This window comes from Amycolatopsis sp. DG1A-15b (assembly GCF_030285645.1).
Classification (GTDB): domain Bacteria; phylum Actinomycetota; class Actinomycetes; order Mycobacteriales; family Pseudonocardiaceae; genus Amycolatopsis.
Genome location: NZ_CP127296.1, coordinates 9,440,001 through 9,457,995, shown reverse-complemented (window position 1 = coordinate 9,457,995; position 17,995 = coordinate 9,440,001). Strand labels below are relative to the sequence as shown.

General features: G+C 69.2%; 16 protein-coding genes, 2 rRNA genes and 1 pseudogene (1 of these 19 running past the window's edge). 4 read left to right on the top strand and 15 right to left on the bottom strand.

The features are described 5' to 3' along the window. Nucleotides 1-22: 22 nt before the first annotated feature. The 6 genes and pseudogenes from QRY02_RS43990 to QRY02_RS43965 form a co-directional block, all read right to left on the bottom strand. On the bottom strand, nucleotides 23-208 hold the full coding sequence (locus tag QRY02_RS43990; protein ID WP_285988600.1) for a hypothetical protein: 186 nt from the start codon (nucleotides 206-208) through the stop codon (nucleotides 23-25). Then, complete coding sequence (locus QRY02_RS43985; protein ID WP_285988599.1) at nucleotides 205-1,071, bottom strand: class I SAM-dependent methyltransferase; 867 nt, start codon at nucleotides 1,069-1,071, stop codon at nucleotides 205-207. The genes QRY02_RS43990 and QRY02_RS43985 overlap by 4 nt, the downstream gene beginning before the upstream one ends. A gap of 569 nt (nucleotides 1,072-1,640) precedes the next feature. Continuing rightward, nucleotides 1,641-1,895 carry a hypothetical protein gene (locus QRY02_RS43980; RefSeq protein WP_285988598.1) on the bottom strand — a complete coding sequence of 85 codons (255 nt, stop codon included), beginning with the start codon at nucleotides 1,893-1,895 and terminating at the stop codon, nucleotides 1,641-1,643. Next, nucleotides 1,892-2,249, bottom strand: a pseudogene (locus QRY02_RS43975) (WhiB family transcriptional regulator). The gene QRY02_RS43980 and the pseudogene QRY02_RS43975 overlap by 4 nt, the downstream one beginning before the upstream one ends. A gap of 151 nt (nucleotides 2,250-2,400) precedes the next feature. Next, nucleotides 2,401-2,658 carry a hypothetical protein gene (locus QRY02_RS43970; protein WP_285988597.1) on the bottom strand — a complete coding sequence of 86 codons (258 nt, stop codon included), beginning with the start codon at nucleotides 2,656-2,658 and terminating at the stop codon, nucleotides 2,401-2,403. Nucleotides 2,659-2,863: 205 nt separating this feature from the next. Next, entirely contained in the window at nucleotides 2,864-4,957 is a 2,094-nt protein-coding gene (locus QRY02_RS43965; RefSeq protein ID WP_285988596.1) for an ATP-dependent DNA helicase UvrD2, read from the bottom strand. A 56-nt stretch (nucleotides 4,958-5,013) separates the two neighbouring features. Between QRY02_RS43965 and QRY02_RS43960 the strand changes: the two genes are divergently transcribed. Continuing rightward, entirely contained in the window at nucleotides 5,014-5,742 is a 729-nt protein-coding gene (locus QRY02_RS43960; RefSeq protein ID WP_285988595.1) for a DUF4191 domain-containing protein, read from the top strand. A gap of 212 nt (nucleotides 5,743-5,954) precedes the next feature. On the opposite strand, the gene QRY02_RS43955 is transcribed toward QRY02_RS43960, so the two are convergent. Next, on the bottom strand, nucleotides 5,955-6,086 hold the full coding sequence (locus QRY02_RS43955) for a hypothetical protein (protein WP_285988594.1): 132 nt from the start codon (nucleotides 6,084-6,086) through the stop codon (nucleotides 5,955-5,957). A gap of 44 nt (nucleotides 6,087-6,130) precedes the next feature. On the opposite strand from QRY02_RS43955, the gene QRY02_RS43950 reads away from it, so the two are divergent. Beyond that, nucleotides 6,131-6,739 (top strand): hypothetical protein, encoded by a 609-nt coding sequence (locus QRY02_RS43950; protein ID WP_285988593.1) that lies wholly within the window; start codon nucleotides 6,131-6,133, stop codon nucleotides 6,737-6,739. Here the strand turns inward: QRY02_RS43950 and QRY02_RS43945 are convergent. Continuing rightward, nucleotides 6,657-7,046: an RDD family protein gene (locus tag QRY02_RS43945; protein ID WP_285994091.1), complete on the bottom strand. Its 390-nt coding sequence runs from the start codon at nucleotides 7,044-7,046 to the stop codon at nucleotides 6,657-6,659. The two genes, QRY02_RS43950 and QRY02_RS43945, sit on opposite strands and share 83 nt — an antisense overlap. A 269-nt stretch (nucleotides 7,047-7,315) precedes the next feature. Between QRY02_RS43945 and glnA the strand changes: the two genes are divergently transcribed. Further along, nucleotides 7,316-8,740 (top strand): type I glutamate--ammonia ligase, encoded by a 1,425-nt coding sequence (gene glnA, locus QRY02_RS43940; protein WP_013223133.1) that lies wholly within the window; start codon nucleotides 7,316-7,318, stop codon nucleotides 8,738-8,740. 73 nt (nucleotides 8,741-8,813) lie between these two features. Here glnA and QRY02_RS43935 read toward each other — a convergent pair whose 3' ends face one another. The 5 genes from QRY02_RS43935 to QRY02_RS43915 all read right to left on the bottom strand — a co-directional run bounded on the left by QRY02_RS43935 (nucleotide 8,814) and on the right by QRY02_RS43915 (nucleotide 14,698). Beyond that, nucleotides 8,814-9,239, bottom strand: a complete 426-nt coding sequence (locus tag QRY02_RS43935) for an acyl-CoA thioesterase (RefSeq protein ID WP_285988592.1) — start codon at nucleotides 9,237-9,239, stop codon at nucleotides 8,814-8,816. A 14-nt stretch (nucleotides 9,240-9,253) separates the two neighbouring features. Beyond that, nucleotides 9,254-12,226, bottom strand: coding sequence for a bifunctional [glutamine synthetase] adenylyltransferase/[glutamine synthetase]-adenylyl-L-tyrosine phosphorylase (locus QRY02_RS43930; RefSeq protein WP_285988591.1), 2,973 nt, complete (start codon nucleotides 12,224-12,226; stop codon nucleotides 9,254-9,256). A gap of 29 nt (nucleotides 12,227-12,255) precedes the next feature. Further along, nucleotides 12,256-13,389: an inorganic phosphate transporter gene (locus QRY02_RS43925; protein WP_285988590.1), complete on the bottom strand. Its 1,134-nt coding sequence runs from the start codon at nucleotides 13,387-13,389 to the stop codon at nucleotides 12,256-12,258. A gap of 94 nt (nucleotides 13,390-13,483) precedes the next feature. After that, complete coding sequence (locus tag QRY02_RS43920; protein ID WP_285988589.1) at nucleotides 13,484-14,230, bottom strand: type 1 glutamine amidotransferase; 747 nt, start codon at nucleotides 14,228-14,230, stop codon at nucleotides 13,484-13,486. 15 nt (nucleotides 14,231-14,245) lie between these two features. Beyond that, nucleotides 14,246-14,698, bottom strand: a complete 453-nt coding sequence (locus tag QRY02_RS43915) for a rhodanese-like domain-containing protein (RefSeq protein ID WP_285988588.1) — start codon at nucleotides 14,696-14,698, stop codon at nucleotides 14,246-14,248. 111 nt (nucleotides 14,699-14,809) lie between these two features. Between QRY02_RS43915 and QRY02_RS43910 the strand changes: the two genes are divergently transcribed. Next, entirely contained in the window at nucleotides 14,810-15,262 is a 453-nt protein-coding gene (locus QRY02_RS43910) for an Lrp/AsnC family transcriptional regulator (protein WP_285988587.1), read from the top strand. Between the two features lie 386 nt (nucleotides 15,263-15,648). Here QRY02_RS43910 and rrf read toward each other — a convergent pair. Next, nucleotides 15,649-15,765 (bottom strand): 5S ribosomal RNA (gene rrf / locus QRY02_RS43905). 81 nt (nucleotides 15,766-15,846) lie between these two features. Further along, nucleotides 15,847-17,995, bottom strand: a 23S ribosomal RNA gene (locus QRY02_RS43900) (it continues 973 nt past the right edge of the window).

The window sequence follows — 17,995 nt, the reverse complement described above, 5'->3', positions numbered from 1 at the left end:
ACCAATCAGGAGGGCGAAGTGATCACCAATACTCGTCGGGCAGCTTGCCTTCGATGTCCCGCACGTGCTGCCGCGCGCAGTCCGGGCACAGCCACCGCAGTGCGCCACGCTCACGGGTGCAGACCCAGGCGAGCGCCGTAGCCGGATCGTCGTCGGCAGTGCGCGTCCGGCCGCAGCGCGTACACACGACCGGTTCCGGGGCCGTCACTTCAGTCGTCCACAGTGGATCGCCTTGGCGCCGAACAGGTACAGGTCTTCCCGCCGGCCGAGGAAGTCCGGGCTCTGCGGGTCGGTCAAGGTGGCGGCCGCGGCCCGGTCGTCGGCGTCGAGCCACTCCCCGGCCGATTCCGCAATCCACCCGACACGGTGCACCACGTACTCACGAAGGAGGTCCGAGCCCGGCATGGGGTGATCGATGAGCGCGCCGAACGACTCGACGTCCGCGAGGCCGGCTTCGCGCAGCGCGCGCGGCCAGCCGTAGGGCATGGCGACGCTGCCCGGAATCCCGGCCCGCATCCGCTCGAACCACGCGGCCCGGGCGGCCAGCAGCCGATGCTCCAGCCCGGGGCGCCCGACTCCCAGCTCCCACGGGAGGCACCGCATCTCGAGCCCGCCCTCGGAGATGGCCAGCACCCCGCCCGGCCGCAGCAGCCCGGCAAGCGTGCGCAGCGCGGCCTGCTGATCGCCGATGTGGTGCACGACGCCGGACGCCCACACAAGGTCGGCGGCGGGCACGGCCAGCGCGGGATCGGTGAGGTCCCCGAGCAGGCTGACGACCTCGACGGACTCGCCGGCCACCCCGGCAACGGCCTGTTCGGCCGCGACCAGCAGCTTCGGCGTGGCATCGAAGAGCACAACGGTGCCCCCACCGCGGCGGGCGAGTTCGCGCGCGAACAGCACGCTCATCCCCCCGGCCCCGCACCCGACATCGACCACGGTCGGCCGCTCCCCCACCGACCCGACAAGCCGCCGGGCAACGGGCGCGAGCGCGTCGGCATCGAGGGCGTCGGCCATGCGCAGCTGGGCCAGTCGCTCCGCCCAGTCGATGTCGCCGTGGGTGTGTCCGGACATCACCCCATTCAACACCAGCGGCCCCAGCCTCGACCGCCACGAAAGAAGGCCACCCGAAGGAGACCCCGAGAACCCGAACGCCACAGCAAGCGCCCAAGCAACGGCAGCCCCGGCATCCACACAACGGCTGGCGCACCTCGCACCGCAGCGACACGCCCCGCCCGCCACCGCCAGCGGCACGGGAGCACGCCCGGCGGCAACGGCAAGGCAACGGCACACTGCCGCAGCCCGATCCACTCGCGCACGCCCGGCATCCCCGGCCCCGCGCGACCGCGCACGCACAGCGACACGAGCCCCACCGCGCGCACCGCCACAGCACAGCCGCCCGCGATCATGCACCCCGGCGGCACCGGCCGCGCCGCAACACAACCGCTTTCCGCGGCGCGACCGCGCGCGCCCAGCTGCACCAGCCCACCGCGCACAGCACAACCGCCCGTGACCACGCACGCCAACGGCACCGGACCCACCACGCACCGCGACAGCACAGCCGCCCTGCGCAACGCGACCACGCCCACCGGCCCACGCGGCAAAGCCCCCACCGCCCGCGGACGGGCGGCAGGGGCCTGCGCTCAGTTCTGGTCCTGGTACCGCTCCGCCCGGCGCGCGGCCCAGCGGGCTACTCGCGTCCAACGGCGGGCGGCACGCGCGCCACCTCGGGCCCGCTGGGCGCGGACCCCCTCCTCCAGGTCCCGTATTCGGGCCCTGGACAGTTCTTCGTAAAGCAACATCTCGCTGATCTCCTCGATCTCGGTCTTCGTCAGCTGCAGCTCTTCGCTGCGGGGGTGGGCTTCGTAATCCCTCGTGGTGACCGGTTCGACGCTCATGCGGCGGCGCTCCGGTGGTCGCCGCCGGCCTTGGCGGCGACGGGCTCGACAGCTGCGTTCTTGCGCGGGCGGCCGCGGGGCCGCTTGCGCGCGATCACCGCGCCACGCTCGAAGATCTCGCCGCCCCAGACGCCCCACGGCTCGCGACGGGCCAGGGCGCCGGCCAGGCAGGCCTCGCGGACCGGGCAGTCGGCGCACTGCGCCTTGGCGCGCTTCGAGCTCGGCCGGGGACTCCGCGAACCACAGGTCCGCGTCGCCCGAACGGCAGGGCAGCGCGACGTCGGGGACGGTGATCGGGTCGAGCAGGTCGGCGAATATTGCCTCACCCGAGGTGTAGGCGATGGCCGAAGACATGGTGGTTCCTCCTTGTGCCGTACGGGTTTTCGGTTGGGTGCTGGAGCTGGGCAACGCTGTTCCTCTTGGGTTGTGCAGCCAAAAAGCACGAAGGCCGCGGATCCGGGTTTCCCGGTTCCGCGGCCTTCGTGAGCCTCGTGTCCTGACTAGGTCAGGAACTTCGCTCCCGTATCGACAACGGAACACGGAACTGCTTGATGGTCGGCAGATCGGCCTGCGGGTATGCGGCGAGAACGCCCTGCGTCCCGAAGACGACGACACCGGTGGCCCAACGACGCGAGACGCGCCGCATGCCACGGATCTCGTGAGCGCTCACGGACACACCAGTGCCCGGGCGCTGAGCAGCCGCGACTTCCGCGGCGCAGGACAGACGGGTGCCCGGGTTCGTGAGCGTCGTGTTGATGGTCATTTCACCGGCACCTCCTTCTGTACTCTGCACACGCGGCCGCCGAGCGGCGCTTCTGTAGATCCCCAGTCGAGCCCTTCGGGCTCGGTACTGGCAGGTTATTGCCCCGCACCACACGGGGGCAACTCAATTAACGGGAAAATCCTCGAAGATACGAAGATCGTCCCTGAGCAGCGGGTTCGCCGCGTCGATCATGGTTCGGACGCGGTCAAGACCCCGTCGACGCCCGGACGACGCCGAGGATCTCCGCGCCGAAGCGTTCGAGCTTCGTCGCACCGATGCCGGAGATCGACACCAGCGCCGCTTCGTCGGCCGGGCGCTGCTCGGCGATGGCCATCAGCGTCGCGTCGGTGAACACGACGAACGTCGGCACCTTGAGCTCGCGCGCCCGGTCGGCGCGCCACGACTTCAGCCGCTCCAGCAGGCCCTCATCCACTGTGGACGGGCAGCGCCCGCAGCGGCCCAGCTTGACGTCGATGGTCTCCAGCAGCGGCCCGCCGCAGACGCGGCAGCGCGTCTTGACCGGCGTCGCCGGCTTCTGCTGGGACCGCGCGACCCTGGCGGCCGGGTGGTCCTCCGGGACCAGGCCGTAGAGGAACCGGCTGCGCCGCCGGTTGCGCCTGCCACCCGGCGTGCGGGCCAGCGCCCAGGACAGCCACAAGTGCTCGCGGGCCCGGGTGACGCCGACGTAGAACAGCCGCCGCTCCTCCTCGATCGCCGCTTCGTCGTCGCCGGCGTGGAGGATCGGCATCGTGCCCTCGGCGAGGCCGACGAGGAACACCGCGTCCCACTCCAGGCCCTTCGCCGCGTGCAGCGACGCCAGCGTCACGCCCTCGACCGTCGGCGGGTGCTGGGCCGCGGCGCGCTGGTCGAGCTCGGCGCAGAAGCGCGGCAGGTCCGCGTCGGCGACCGTCGCCGCGAGCTCTTCGGCCAGTTCGACGATCGCCAAGAGCGCGTCCCAGCGTTCCTTCGCCGCACCACCGGCGGGCGGGGACTCGGTCAGGCCGACCCGGGCGAGCACCGAACGCACCGTCGTGACCAGGTCGGAGCTGCCGTCGCCGCTCGCCATCCGCAGCGCGGACATCGCCTGCCGGACCTCCGTCCGGTTGAAGAACCGCTCGCCCCCGCGGACCAGGTACGGGACGCCGGCCTCGGCCAGCGCCGACTCGTAGGCCTCGGACTGGGCGTTCACCCGGTAGAGGATCGCGATCTCGCTCGCCGAGACGCCGCCGTCGAGCAGCTCGCGCACCCGGCGGGCGACGGCCCCGGCTTCGACCGCCTCGTCGTCGAACTCGGCGAAGCGCGGCTCCGGTCCCGGCGGCCGCTGGCCGATCAGCTTCAGCCGCGAGCCCGCCGGCCGTCCCCGCGCCGCGCCGATCACCCGGTTGGCCAGTGCGACGACCTCGGGTGTCGACCGGTAGTCGCGCTCGAGGCGGACGACGGTGGCGTCCGGGTAGCGCCGGGTGAACTCCAGCAGTGGCCGCGGCGACGCGCCGCCGAAGGAGTAGATGGTCTGGTTGGCGTCGCCGACGACGGTCAGGTCGTCGCGGCCGCCGAGCCACGCGTCGAGCAGGCGCTGCTGCAGCGGCGTGACGTCCTGGTACTCGTCGACGACGAAGCAGCGGTAGCGCTCCCGGAACTCCTCGGCGACGGTGCCGTGCTCCTCGAGCACCGCGGTCGTGTGCAGCAGGAGGTCGTCGAAGTCGAGCACCTGCGCCGCGTTCTTCAGTTCTTCGTACGTGCGGTACACCTCGGCGACCTGCGCCGCCGGGGCCGGGATGTCCCGCTGGGCGCGCGCGGTGACGGCCGGGTAGTCGTCCGGGCTGATCAGCGACGCCTTCGCCCACTCGATCTCGCTCGCCAGGTCGCGCAGGATCTCGACCTCGGTCCCGAGCTTGGCCCGGTTGGCGGCCTGGCCGACGTACCGCAGCTTGTTCTCCAGCAGGTCCCACGGCCGGTCGCCGACCACGCGCGGCCAGAAGTACCGCAGCTGGCGGCGGGCGGCGGCGTGGAACGTCAGCGCCTGCGCCGCTTCGACGCCGAGGCCGCGCAGCCGCGTCCGCATCTCCCCCGCGGCCCGCGTCGTGAAAGTGACGGCGAGGACCTGACCGGCGGAAACGTGCCCGGATCGGACGAGGTGGGCGATCCGGTGGGTGATCGTGCGGGTCTTGCCCGTGCCGGCTCCGGCGAGGACGCAGACCGGCCCCCGTGGGGCACTGGCGGCGGCGCGCTGCTCGGGGTCGAGACCATCGAGCAGACGGTTGATGCTCTTGGTGGAAAGTACGCCGGTCACGTCCGGCATCCTCGCAGAGGGGGACGGGGAAACGGGGCAGGGGCACGCGGCCGTATCCTGGTCATATGGCGGGACAGCAGGACAAGGAAGCGGCCAAGCAGGCCAAGAAGGAGAAGCGCGCGGCGAGCAAGGCCCGCCGTGGCCAGCTCTTCGAGGCCTTCAAGATGCAGCGCAAGGAAGACCCCTGGCTCATCCCGTGGATGGTCGGGTCGATCGTCGTCGTCGCCGGCGTGGCGTTCGGGATCGGGTTCTTCTTCGGCGCGCAGTGGGTGCTGCTGCCGCTCGGCCTGGTGCTCGGCGCCCTGCTCGCCATGATCATCTTCGGCCGGCGCGTCCAGAAGACGGTCTACTCGAAGGCCGACGGCCAGCCCGGCGCCGCGGCGTGGGCGCTGGAGAACCTGCGCGGCCGCTGGAAGGTGACGCCGACCGTCGCGGCGACCACCCAGCTCGACGCCGTGCACCGCGTGCTCGGCGGCCCGGGCGTGGTGCTCGTCGCCGAAGGCGCGCCGCACCGCGTGAAGACCCTGCTCGCCCAGGAGAAGAAGCGCGTCTCCCGCCTGATCGGCGACACGCCGATCTACGACGTGACGATCGGCCACGAAGACGGCCAGCTCCCCCTGAAGAAGCTCCAGGGCTACCTGATGAAGCTGCCCCGCAACCTCAAGCCGGCCCAGGTCGACGCGCTCGAGGCGAAGCTGGCGGCGCTCGGCAACCGCGGCGCGGCACTGCCCAAGGGCCCGATGCCGGCCGGCGCGAAGATGCGCAACGTCCAGCGGACGATCCGCCGCCGCTGACCCAGCTCACGAAGAAGGCCCCCGTCCGGATCCGGACGGGGGCCTTCTTCGTGCCGCCCGAGCGGCAATTCTGCCGCCCGGACCGGCCCTGACCAGGGGAAGTTCGGGACCGCGGCGCGACGGCTCCCTTCGTTAAACGTCGTCGACGAGGGGGAACCAACCATGCCCACGAACGAAGAGACCGGATTCTCGGCCGACCTCGACCGGATGGATCAGGCGATCCGCCAGTACCTCGAACCGGCGGTCACCCACTTCCAGCAGGTCAGCACCGCCGTCGCTCGCATCACCGAGCACGACCCGCGGCGGCTGTTCGGCTCGTCCTTCTCGGACGTACCGCTGTCCATGGCGTACGAGGTCGCTCGCGACAGCGTGGTCGCGGGTTGGCACCGTGAACCTCGACGAACTGGCGGCGGTGTACGACGCGCTGGTGGCCGACTACCGCGACCTCGACGACGGCGTCGAGACGTTCAGGTCCGCGATGACCGCGGTGTTCGAAGGCTGGACCGGCTCGGCGAAGCTCGCCTGCAGCACGTACGGCGGCCAGCTCGTGGACTTCGTCAACGGCGAACGCGACATCGCCCGCGATCTCGCCGCGGCGCTGCTCGCCCACGCCACAATCCTCCACACCGCCCGGCAGAACTGGGTCAAGCTGGCCGACGGCCTGGTCGAAGCCGTGCGGAAGAAGCAGCACCAGGTCGACGAGACGATCCAGACCGAAGTGCTCGACCGCATCACCCCGTACGCGGAGCACCGGCCGACGCCGCCGCCACCGCCGCTGGACCTTCCCCGGTCGAGGCGCACCCCGGCATGCTGGTCCCGCCGAACCCCCCGCCCGGCGTCGGCCGTTGGGTCGACAAGCGCGAGGCGAAGTCCGGGCAGCCCGGCGGCTCGAACATCAGCGCCCGGCTGGACGCCTAGCGCATCCGGATCACGACGGTGCCGGTCAGCCGGTCGAGCCAGCTGCGGCCGTCGGCGTTGCGGACCGCGGCCGGGATGATGACGAAGGTCAGCACCGCCCGCACCAGCGCCCGCACCGGCCCGACCAGCGCGGCGCCGTCGAGCCGGGCGACGCGGATGCCGACGGCGCCCATGCCGGGGGTGAAGCCGAAGAAGCCGGCGGACACGACCGAGATGATCGCCCACACACCGCCGGACCAGAGGTTGAACTGCTGCATCGCGGCCGGGTCCCGCAGGCTGGGGTGCACGAAGATCGCCGTGACCAGGGCCGCGACGACGAGGTCGAGGATCAGCCCGAGCAGCCGCGCGCCCCCGCTTGCCGCCGAACCGACGCCGGATTCGGGCAAACCGAACTTCTCGCCCGGCCACCGCGAGCCGTGCTGATCAGTGTCCTGACCGCCGTCGCCGGTGCCGGGCAGCCATTCACCGGTCCATCTCGCCACCCGTCTAGGGTATGCCGGTGGCGTGGAGCACATCCGACCTGGTCGGATACCCGATATCGACCACCCGTTAACACCGGCGAAACATACGGGTGACGGTCGGGCAACACCGCACTTTTAGCGTGAGCCGAAGAGAGCACTGCCGTACGAGCTCGAACGAGAAGGAGTCACCGAGGGTGCCCACTACTCCAGACGACATCCAGCGCCTCATCGCTGACGAGGACGTCGAGGTCATCGACGTCCAGTTCTGCGACCTGCCCGGCGTGATGCAGCACTTCACGGTGCCCGCGAAGGCCTTCACCGAAGAGGCCTACGAAGAGGGTCTCGCGTTCGACGGCTCCTCGGTGCGCGGCTTCCAGTCCATTCACGAGTCCGACATGCTGCTGCTGCCGGACGCGGCGACCGCGCGGATCGACCCGTTCCGCAAGGCGAAGACCCTCGCGCTCAACTTCTTCGTGCACGACCCGTTCACGCGTGAGGCGTACAGCCGCGACCCGCGCAACATCGCGCGCAAGGCCGAGCAGTACATCGCCGAGTACGGCGTCGCCGACAACGTCTACTTCGGTCCCGAAGCCGAGTTCTACATCTTCGACTCGATCCGCTTCGACTCCGCGGAGCACGCCTCCTTCCACGAGATCGACTCCGTCGAGGGCTGGTGGAACACGGGCGCCGACGAGGTCGGCGGCAACCAGGGCTACAAGACGAAGTTCAAGGGCGGCTACTTCCCGGTCCCGCCGGTCGACCACTTCGCCGACCTGCGCGACGACATCGTCCGCAACCTGCAGGGCTCCGGTTTCGAGATCGAGCGCGCGCACCACGAGGTGGGCACCGCCGGCCAGACCGAGATCAACTACAAGTTCAACACGCTGCTGCACGCCGCGGACGACCTGCAGCTGTTCAAGTACATCGTGAAGAACACGGTGTTCGCCGCGGGCAAGACGGCGACGTTCATGCCGAAGCCCCTCGCCGGCGACAACGGCTCGGGCATGCACTGCCACCAGTCGCTGTGGAAGGACGGCCAGCCGCTGTTCCACGACGAGTCGGGCTACGCCGGCCTGTCGGACACCGCGCGCCACTACATCGGCGGCCTGCTCAAGCACGCCCCGAGCCTGCTGGCCTTCACGAACCCGACGGTGAACTCCTACCACCGCCTGGTCCCGGGCTTCGAGGCGCCGGTTTCGCTGGTCTACTCGCAGCGCAACCGCTCGGCCTGCGTCCGCATCCCGATCACGGGCAACAACCCGAAGGCGAAGCGCGCCGAGTTCCGCTGCCCGGACTCGTCGGGCAACCCGTACCTGGCGTTCTCGGCGATGATGATGGCCGGCCTCGACGGCATCCGGAACAAGATCGAGCCGCCGGAGCCGATCGACAAGGACCTCTACGAGCTCCCGCCCGAGGAGGCCAAGGACGTCAAGCTGGTCCCGGGCGACCTGGGCACGGTCCTGAACACGCTGGAGGCGGACCACGACTACCTCCTCGAGGGTGGCGTGTTCACCCCCGACGTGATCGAGACGTGGATCTCGTACAAGCGCGAGAACGAGATCGACCCGCTGCGCCTGCGCCCGCACCCGTACGAGTTCTCCCTGTACTACGACGTGTGATCCGGTAGCAGACCGGCCCCTGGACACGCCGGCGGTGAGGTGCGAAGAGCCCTCGCCGCCGGCGTTTCTTATGTCACTCCGATGTCGACAGCAGCTTCAGGTCCGCGCCCGCCGCCTCGAACTTGCCGCGCGGGTCCTCGACCAGTTTGCGGCGCTCCAGGTCCATCAACCCCAGCGTGCAGGTGATCTCCGCGGCCAGCGTGCCGTCGAGCTTGATGATGTTCGAATCCATCTTGAACGTCTTGCCGCTGCCGAACTTGGCCTCGCACGTCACCTCGACCTCGTCGCCCGCGCGCAGCTCGCGGCGGAACACCACGTGCGTCTCCAGCAGCACCGCCGCCACGCCCGGAAGGCCCTTCAGCGCGCCCGACGCTTCGAGCAGCTCCAGGCGGGAGACCTCGCCGTACGAGTGGTACACGGCGTGGTTGAGGTGGCCCAAGGTGTCCAGCTCGTAGTGCCGCACCTTGATCCGGGTGCGGAACGGCTCGCGATCGGTCACCGGTCCACTGTAGGTCAGGCCTCGTAGAACAGGTGCTCCACCACCGCGTGCGCCCGCCGGGTGATGCGGCGGTACGTGTCCAGGAACTCGCCCGGGTCGTCGCCCGCCGACTGGCCGAGGACGCGCGCCACCGCGGTCAGGTCGCGGCCCGAGCCCGGTACCTGGTCGACCGCCTTGCCGCGCACCAGCATCCCCGCGTTGCGCACGCGGGTCGCCAGCAGCCACGCCTCGGCCAGCGAGTCCGTTTCGGGCTGCTCGGCCAGGCCCGCTTCCGGGAGCACCGCCAGCGCGTCGAGCGTCGACGTCGTCCGCAGGCCTTCGACCTCGTGGGCGTGCTGGAGCTGCAGCAGCTGCACCGTCCACTCGACGTCGGCGAGGCCGCCGCGGCCGAGCTTCGTGTGCAGTGTCGCGTCGGCGCCGCGCGGCATCCGCTCCGTTTCGACACGGGCCTTGATGCGGCGGATCTCGCGTGCCTTCGTCGCGTCCAAGCCCGGGGGGTAGCGGATCGGGTCGATCATCGCGATGAACCGCGCGCCGAGCTCGTCGTCGCCGGCGATGAACCGGGCCCGCAGCAGGGCCTGCGCCTCCCACACCTCGCCCCACCGGGCGTAGTAGGCGCGGTACGACTCCAGCGTCCGGACCAGCGGCCCGCTCCGGCCCTCCGGCCGCAGGTCGGCGTCGACCTCCAGCGCCGGGTCCGAACTCGGTGCGCCCAGCATCTTCCGGACGGTCTCCGCGACCGACGAAGCGAACTTCACGGCGTCGGCGTCCGAAACCCCTTCGGACGGCTCGCAGACGAAGAGGACGTCCGCGTCGGAGCCGTAGCCGAGTTCGGCGCCGCCGAGCCGGCCCATCCCGATGACGGCGATACGGGCCGGCGTCCGGCCGAGCTCGGCCTGCCGCTGGCGGAACGCCGCGGCCAGCGCGCCCTGCAGCACGGCCACCCAGACGCTCGAAAGCGCTTCGCAGACCTCGGGCACGTCGAGCAGCCCGAGCAGATCCGCGCAGGCGATGCGCAGGAGTTCGTGCCGTCGCAGCGAACGCGCGGCGGCGACAGCGGCGTTCAACCCGGGCTGACGCCGGACCGCGGCCCGCAGCGACGTCGCCACCTCGGCGGGCGTGCGGCCCAGCAGCCGGGCCGGGTCGCCGAGCAGCTGCAGCACCTCCGGCGCGCGGACCAGCAGGTCGGGCACCAGCCGCGACGTGCCCAGCAGGAAGGCCAGGTTCTCCACGACCGTGCCCTCGTCGCGCAGGACCCGCAGGTACCACGGGGTGTCTTCGAGCGCCTCGGACACCTTCCGGTACGACAGCAGGCCGCCGTCGGGATCCGGTGTGTCGGCGAAGAGGTCGAGCAGCACCGGCAGCAGCGCCTGCTGGATCGCCGCGCGCCGCGAGACGCCCGCGGTGAGGGTCTTGATGTGCTGGAGCGCGCCGTCCGGCGCGGTGTAGCCGAGCGCGGCCAGGCGGCTGGCGGCCTGCTTGGTCGTCAGGCGCAGCGCCTCGGCCGGCACGTTCGCGACGGACTGCAGCAGCGGCCGGTAGAAGATCTTCTCGTGCAGGCGGCGAATTCCCTTGCCGTGCCGCCGGAATTCCGCGAGCAGCGCCTCGCCCTGGCTCTTGCCGCCACTCGCCTTGATCCCGCTCGCCCTGGCGAGGATGCGCAGCTCGTCGGTGTCCGCCGGCGCCGGGAACAGGTGCGTCCGGCGCAGCCGCCGCAGCTGCAGCCGGTGCTCGATCATCCGCAGGAACTCGTACGACGCGCCCAGCTCGGCGGCGTCCTGACGACCGACGTAGCCGCCTTCGCCGAGGGCCTCAAGCGCGTCCATAGTGGACGGTGAGCGCAGGTCCGCGTCGACCCGGCCGTGCACGAGCTGCAGCAGCTGCACCGCGAATTCGACGTCACGCAGGCCACCGCGCCCCAGCTTCAGCTCACGCTCGGCGTGCTCGGACGGCACGTGGCCCTCGACCCGGCGGCGCATCTGCTGCACCTCGGCGACGAAGTTCTCCCGGTCGGCCGCCGACCACACCAGCGGCGCCACCATTTCGGCGTACTGGCGGCCGAGCTCGGCGTCGCCCGCCACCGGCCGCGCCTTGAGCAGCGCCTGGAACTCCCAGGTCTTGGCCCACTTCTGGTAGTAGCCGTGGTGGCTGTCCACCGTGCGGACGAGCGCGCCGGCCTTGCCCTCGGGGCGCAGCGCCGCGTCGACCTCGAAGCACGCCTTCCCGACGACGCGCATCGTCGTGCTCGCCAGCCGCGTCGCGAGGCCGAGGTCGCCCTCGCCGGCGAAGATGACGTCGACGTCGCTGACGTAGTTGAGCTCCCGGCCGCCGCACTTGCCCATCGCGATGATCGCCAAGGTGCCCTCGGCGGACGCGCCGGCTTCGGCCTCGGCGACGATCAGCCCGGCGGCGAGCGCGGCTTCGGCGAGCTCGGTCAGCTGCGCCGCGACCTCGGCGTAGCTCGGGTGCTCGAGCCCGGCCTCGACGACGTGCCCGAGGTCGGCGGCGGCGATGCCGAGCAGCTGGCCGCGGTAGGCGACCTTGAGGGCGTGTTCGGCTTTGAGCCCGGTGAGCACCGAACCGTCGCCGGCCAGCAGCGCCGTGCGCAAGGCCTCGCGGTAGCAGGCGGAGTCGGTGCACTTGTCCCCGGTGAGCGAGCGCCACTGGTCCGGGTTGGCGGCGAGGAAGTCGGCGAGCGCGCTCGACGTCCCGAGCACGCTGAGGAAGCGGCCGCGGAACGTCCGGTGGGCGCGGAGCCGCTCTTCGAGGTCGGTCCACTCGGCGGCGTCGGCCTCACGGATCCGGTCCAGGCCGCGCAGCGCGAGGTCCGGGTCGGCGGTGCGGGACAACGCCGCGAGCACGTCGGCGGCCGGCTCGGCCGGACCGCCGTCGGCCCACCAGCCGGCCGCGCGCAACTGACCCTCGGCACGGGGATCGGTGAAGCCGTACCTCGCCGCCGAAGCGGTCGTTCGCGCGCGGTCTGCCATCACCGACCACCGTAGCCGGGGAACCCGGCTCAGGCGGCGAGCCGGCCCGGCTCGGTCCCGGCGGGCGTCGGCTCGGGCACCTGGAAGCTGTGCGCGGTGACGGGGTGGCGTCGCGAGAGGAGGTAGATGCCGAGGCCCACGCCGACCCCGACGAGACCGACGGCGATCGTGCCGACGCTGCCCAGCGACGCGACCTTGCCGGAGATCGCGCCGACGATCGCGGCGGCGGGCAGGGTGAACAGCCACGCGATGACCATCCGGCCGGCCATCCGCCAGCGGACCGGCGCGTCGCGGCGGCCGACGCCGGAGCCGACGATCCCGCCGGAGCAGACGTGCGTCGTCGACAGCGGGAAGCCCAGCCGCGACGAGACGAGGATGACCAGCGCCGAGCTCGTCTGGGCGGCGAAACCCTGTGGGCCTTCGATGTCGGTCAGGCCCTTGCCGAGGGTGTGGGTGATGCGCCAGCCGCCGAGGTAGGTGCCGAGGGCGAGCGCGCACGCGGCGCTGACGATCACCCAGACGGGTGGCGACGCGCCCGCCGGGAGGCTGCCGGCGGTGACGAGCGTGAGCGTGATGACGCCCATCGTCTTCTGCGCGTCGTTGGTGCCGTGCGCGAGCGAGACCAGGGAGGCCGAGACGATCTGGCCGACCTTGAACCCGCGCGTGGCCGGCCGGCCCCGCACCAGGAAGCGGTAGACCACGTAGGTGGCGGCCATCGCGACGAGCCCGGCGATGACCGGGCTGGCCGCGGCCGGGACGAGCACCTTCTCGACGATCTTTCCGAAGTGGACCGAGTCGGCCCCCGCGGAGATCCAGGTGGCGCCGATCAGGCCGCCGAACAACGCGTGCGACGAACTCGACGGCAGGCCGACGAACCACGTCACGAGGTTCCAGACGATGGCGCCGATCAGCCCGCCGAAGACGATCGCCGGGCCGATCTTCGTGTCGTCCACCAGGCCGCTGGAGATCGTCTTGGCGACCTCGACCGACAGGAACGCGCCGACCAGGTTCAGCACGGCGGAGATCGCGACGGCCACGCGGGGCTTGAGGGCCCCGGTGGCGATCGACGTCGCCATCGAGTTCGCGGTGTCGTGGAACCCGTTCGTGAAATCGAAAATGAGGGCCGTGACGACGACGACCACGACCAGCAACGAGGGTTGCACCCCGACCTCCGCACCCTTGTGGGGACTCCTCCCGCAAGGTACCTGACGGGTGCGCCCGCCGTTAACAGGATGTTGCTGGTTGTGACCTCTGTCGTTAAGCCAGCGGCAAAGTACGGTGACTCGCCATCGCGGGCGCGAGTTCACCGGCCGCCAGTTTGACGAACCTGTGCGCGAAGGGGCGCCAGGTTTCGTCGATGTCGGCGTGCACGGTGACCAACGCTTCGTGCTCGAGTGCGCCCGGGCGGGCGAATTCGGCTTCTTCGGGGCATTCCGCGGCCCAGCTCTCGACGACCTCGGGCGTCGTCTCGATGTGGAACTGGACACCGTAGACACAACGCCCGAGCCGGTAGGCCTGGTGCGCGTAGCGCGGCGAGGACGCGAGCAGTTCCGCGCCGGGTGGGAGCCGCGTGATGGCGTCGGTGTGGAACTGCAGGACGTCCTGCACGAGCGGCAGGTCGGCGAACAGCGGGTCGGTCCACGCCGCGTCCTTCTTGCTGACGAGGTGCGGACCGACCTCCGGCCCGTCGGGAGCGACCTCGACGCGGCCACCGGTCGCGACGGCCAGCAGCTGGGCGCCGAGGCAGATCCCGAGCGTGGGCAGGTTCTTCGCCGCCGCCTTGGCCAGCAGCCGCCGGACGTCGGCGAGCCACGGGTGCTTGGCGTCGTCCTCCGCGGCCATGCCGCCGCCGAGGCAGACGACGGCCTGGTAGCCGTCGAGGTCAGGCAGGCTCTGCTCCGGCTGCAGGCGAATGTCGAGTTCCGCGCCGGCCTCGGTCAGCCAGTCGCCGAGGGGGCCCAGCGGGTCCGACGCGTCCGGCTGGATGATCAGGATTCGGGTCACGCTGTCCAGGGTAGGTCAGCAGGCACAGCGGATTCCTCCGGCTTTGTCGCCTTCGAGGACAGCACCTTCGAGGACGGCGCCTTCGACCGGGTAGCCGGCGGCGATCCAGCCGGTGATGCCGCCGGAGAGCCGTTTCACCTTGAAGCCGAGCTCGGCGAGCTTGAGCGCGCCCTTCGTGGCGGCGTTGCAGACGGTGCTTTCGCAGTAGCAGACGTACACGAGGTCGCGGTCCAGGTGCGAGGTCGTCTCGGGCGTCAGGTCGCGGTAGGGCAGGTTGATCGCGCCGGGGATGCGGGCGTGGGCGAAGGCTTCGGCCGCCCGCGTCTCGACGACGACGTAACCATCGGTGCGTCCGGCTTCGAGGTCCTGGACGAGATCGTCGGGATCGACCTCGAAGCCGAGTTCGGCGCCGAAGTACTCGACGGCGGCCGCCGGTGCCGCGGCGGGAAAGGCGAGGGTGCGTGTCATGGGACAAATCCTGCTGGGGCAGGCGAGTTCGGGACAGGGCAGAATCGGCGTGGAAACCCGGGCCGGCCGGGGATTTCCCTGTACTGGCCCTGCGAACCCGGGAGAGTTGCGGTGGACCACCTCGACGACGTCGACTGGCGCCTGCTGGAGCTCCTGCAAGCCGACGGCCGCCTGAGTTTCACGGAGCTGGGGCGCCGGGTATCTCTGTCCGGCTCGGCGGTGACGGAACGCGTCCGCCGCCTTGAGGAGCGCGGCGTGATCACGGGCTACGCGGCGAGCGTCGACACGACGAAGCTGGGGCTGCCGATCGAGGCGTTGGTGCGAGCCCGGGTCCGGAGTCTCGACACACCCCGGTTCCGCACGGCGGTGCTCCCGCTGCCGCAGCTGGTGGCGGCGGATCACGTGACGGGTGAGGAGTGCTGGGTCCTGCGGGTGCTGTGCCGGGACACGGCTGAGCTGGAGGAGCTGGTCGAGAAGGTGCAGCGCTACGGGGAGACGACGACGTCGCTGGTGTTGTCGTCCCCGTTGAGGAGGCGGCCGCCGGCCCGGCCGGGGGCGGGGTGAGGCATCGCGCGTGATTGGCGGGGAATCTCGGCGCCGGCGGGGTCGCGGCTGCTGTGCTTCGGGGCGGGACCTGCGTGACCGGAGCCGGAACTCGCGTGACTGAAGGCGGACCTCGCGTGATTGAGGCCGGAACTCGCGTGACTGGAGGCGGATCTCGCGTATCTGGATGGACGACTCACGTGCCGGAACGGTTGGCCGGCGGCCCCGAGGGGGGCGGGTCGCGTGACTGGAGGGTCAACTCGCGTGACTGGGGGGTCGACACGCGTGACTGGGGGGGTCGACACGCGTGATTGGGGGGTCGACACGGGTGGGGGTGGGAATGGAAAAAGGGCCTGGGCCGGGAGACTCTTGGTCTCTACCGGGCCCAGGCCCTTCCCTCACGTTAAGTTCGGCGGTGTCCTACTCTCCCACAACCCTTCGGTTGCAGTACCATCGGCGCTGTCAGGCTTAGCTTCCGGGTTCGGAATGGGACCGGGCGTTTCCCTGACGCTATAACCACCGAAACACTACGAAACAACACACACCATGAACACTGTTCACCGGTGTGGTGTTTCAGAACCGTAGAGTGGATGCGTAACATCTTCGTAGGCAAGTCCTCGGCCTATTAGTACCAGTCAACTCGACAACACATTACTGTGCTTCCATTTCTGGCCTATCAACCCAATGGTCTGTTGGGGGCCTTAACCCACATGGGGTGGGATACCTCATCTTGGAACAGGCTTCCCGCTTAGATGCCTTCAGCGGTTATCCCTTCCGAACGTGGCCAACCAGCCATGCCCTTGGCAGAACAACTGGCACACCAGAGGTTCGTCCGTCCCGGTCCTCTCGTACTAGGGACAGCCTTCCTCAAGTATCCTACGCGCGCGGCGGATAGGGACCGAACTGTCTCACGACGTTCTAAACCCAGCTCGCGTGCCGCTTTAATGGGCGAACAGCCCAACCCTTGGGACCTACTCCGGCCCCAGGATGCGACGAGCCGACATCGAGGTGCCAAACCATGCCGTCGATATGGACTCTTGGGCAAGATCAGCCTGTTATCCCCGGGGTACCTTTTATCCGTTGAGCGACACCCCTTCCACCAGGAGGTGCCGGATCACTAGTCCCGACTTTCGTCCCTGCTCGACATGTCTGTCTCACAGTCAAGCTCCCTTGTGCACTTGCACTCAACACCTGATTGCCAACCAGGCTGAGGGAACCTTTGGGCGCCTCCGTTACTCTTTAGGAGGCAACCGCCCCAGTTAAACTACCCATCAGGCACTGTCCCTGAACCAGATCATGGCCCGAGGTTCAGATTCCCAATTCGACCAGAGTGGTATTTCAACAACGACTCCACAGCCACTAGCGTGACCACTTCACAGTCTCCCACCTATCCTACACAAGCCGAACCGAAAACCAATACCAAACTATAGTAAAGGTCCCGGGGTCTTTCCGTCCTGCCGCGCGTAACGAGCATCTTTACTCGTAGTGCAATTTCGCCGGGCCTGTGGTTGAGACAGCCGGAAAGTCGTTACGCCATTCGTGCAGGTCGGAACTTACCCGACAAGGAATTTCGCTACCTTAGGATGGTTATAGTTACCACCGCCGTTTACTGGCGCTTAAATTCTCAGCTTCGCCCCGAAAGGCTAACCGGTCCTCTTAACGTTCCAGCACCGGGCAGGCGTCAGTCCATATACATCGTCTTGCGACTTCGCATGGACCTGTGTTTTTAGTAAACAGTCGCTTTCCGCTGGTCTCTGCGGCCACCCACCCCTAGCTTGCAAGAAGCTTCAGGATGTTTGGCCCCCCTTCTCCCGAAGTTACGGGGGCATTTTGCCGAGTTCCTTAACCACAGTTCACCCGATCGCCTTGGTATTCTCTACCTGACCACCTGTGTTGGTTTGGGGTACGGGCCGTGCATGCACTCACTAGAGGCTTTTCTCGGCAGCATAGGATCACTCTACTTCGCCTCAAACGGCTACGCATCACGTCTCAGCCTCATGGAACACGGATTTGCCTATGTTCCGGCCTACACGCTTACACCAGGACAACCATCGCCTGGCGGAGCTACCTTCCTGCGTCACCCCATCGCTTGACTACTACGAAATCAGGTCCCACGCTCCACACACCATCATTCACCCGAAGGCTTCAAACAGTGGCTTTGGGTGGTTAGTATCAAACGCCTCGTCATGGGCGCACATGCTCGGGTACGGGAATATCAACCCGTTGTCCATCGACTACGCCTGTCGGCCTCGCCTTAGGTCCCGACTTACCCTGGGCGGATTAGCCTGGCCCAGGAACCCTTGGTCATCCGGCGGCAGAGTTTCTCACTCTGCATTCGCTACTCATGCCTGCATTCTCACTCCCACACCCTCCACGACTGGCTTCCGCCGCCGCTTCCCTGGATGCAGGACGCTCCCCTACCCATCCATACCACTAGACAACACCCTCAAGGAGTGAAGCCGATGTATTGCATGAATGACACAGCTTCGGCGGTGTGCTTAAGCCCCGCTACATTGTCGGCGCAGGACCACTTGACCAGTGAGCTATTACGCACTCTTTCAAGGGTGGCTGCTTCTAAGCCAACCTCCTGGTTGTCTGGGCAATCCCACATCCTTTCCCACTGAGCACACACTTAGGGGCCTTAGCTGGTGTTCTGGGCTGTTTCCCTCTCGACGACGAAGCTTATCCCCCGCCGTCTCACTGCCGTACTCTAACACCACGGTATTCGGAGTTTGGTTGATTTCGGTAACCCGG

What these genes read in the sequence shown, in the direction of transcription:
- QRY02_RS43965 (WP_285988596.1), bottom strand. Translation starts at nt 4,957, where the DNA reads ATGCCGGACGTGACCGGCGTACTTTCCACCAAGAGCATCAACCGTCTG.
- QRY02_RS43955 (WP_285988594.1), bottom strand. Translation starts at nt 6,086, where the DNA reads ATGGACAGCGGTACGTCCGAGAAGGACGAGCCGAACAGCCGCCGCGGG.
- QRY02_RS43930 (WP_285988591.1), bottom strand. Translation starts at nt 12,226, where the DNA reads ATGGCAGACCGCGCGCGAACGACCGCTTCGGCGGCGAGGTACGGCTTC.
- QRY02_RS43985 (WP_285988599.1), bottom strand. Translation starts at nt 1,071, where the DNA reads ATGTCCGGACACACCCACGGCGACATCGACTGGGCGGAGCGACTGGCC.
- QRY02_RS43980 (WP_285988598.1), bottom strand. Translation starts at nt 1,895, where the DNA reads ATGAGCGTCGAACCGGTCACCACGAGGGATTACGAAGCCCACCCCCGC.
- QRY02_RS43915 (WP_285988588.1), bottom strand. Translation starts at nt 14,698, where the DNA reads ATGACACGCACCCTCGCCTTTCCCGCCGCGGCACCGGCGGCCGCCGTC.
- QRY02_RS43960 (WP_285988595.1), top strand. Translation starts at nt 5,014, where the DNA reads ATGGCGGGACAGCAGGACAAGGAAGCGGCCAAGCAGGCCAAGAAGGAG.
- QRY02_RS43970 (WP_285988597.1), bottom strand. Translation starts at nt 2,658, where the DNA reads ATGACCATCAACACGACGCTCACGAACCCGGGCACCCGTCTGTCCTGC.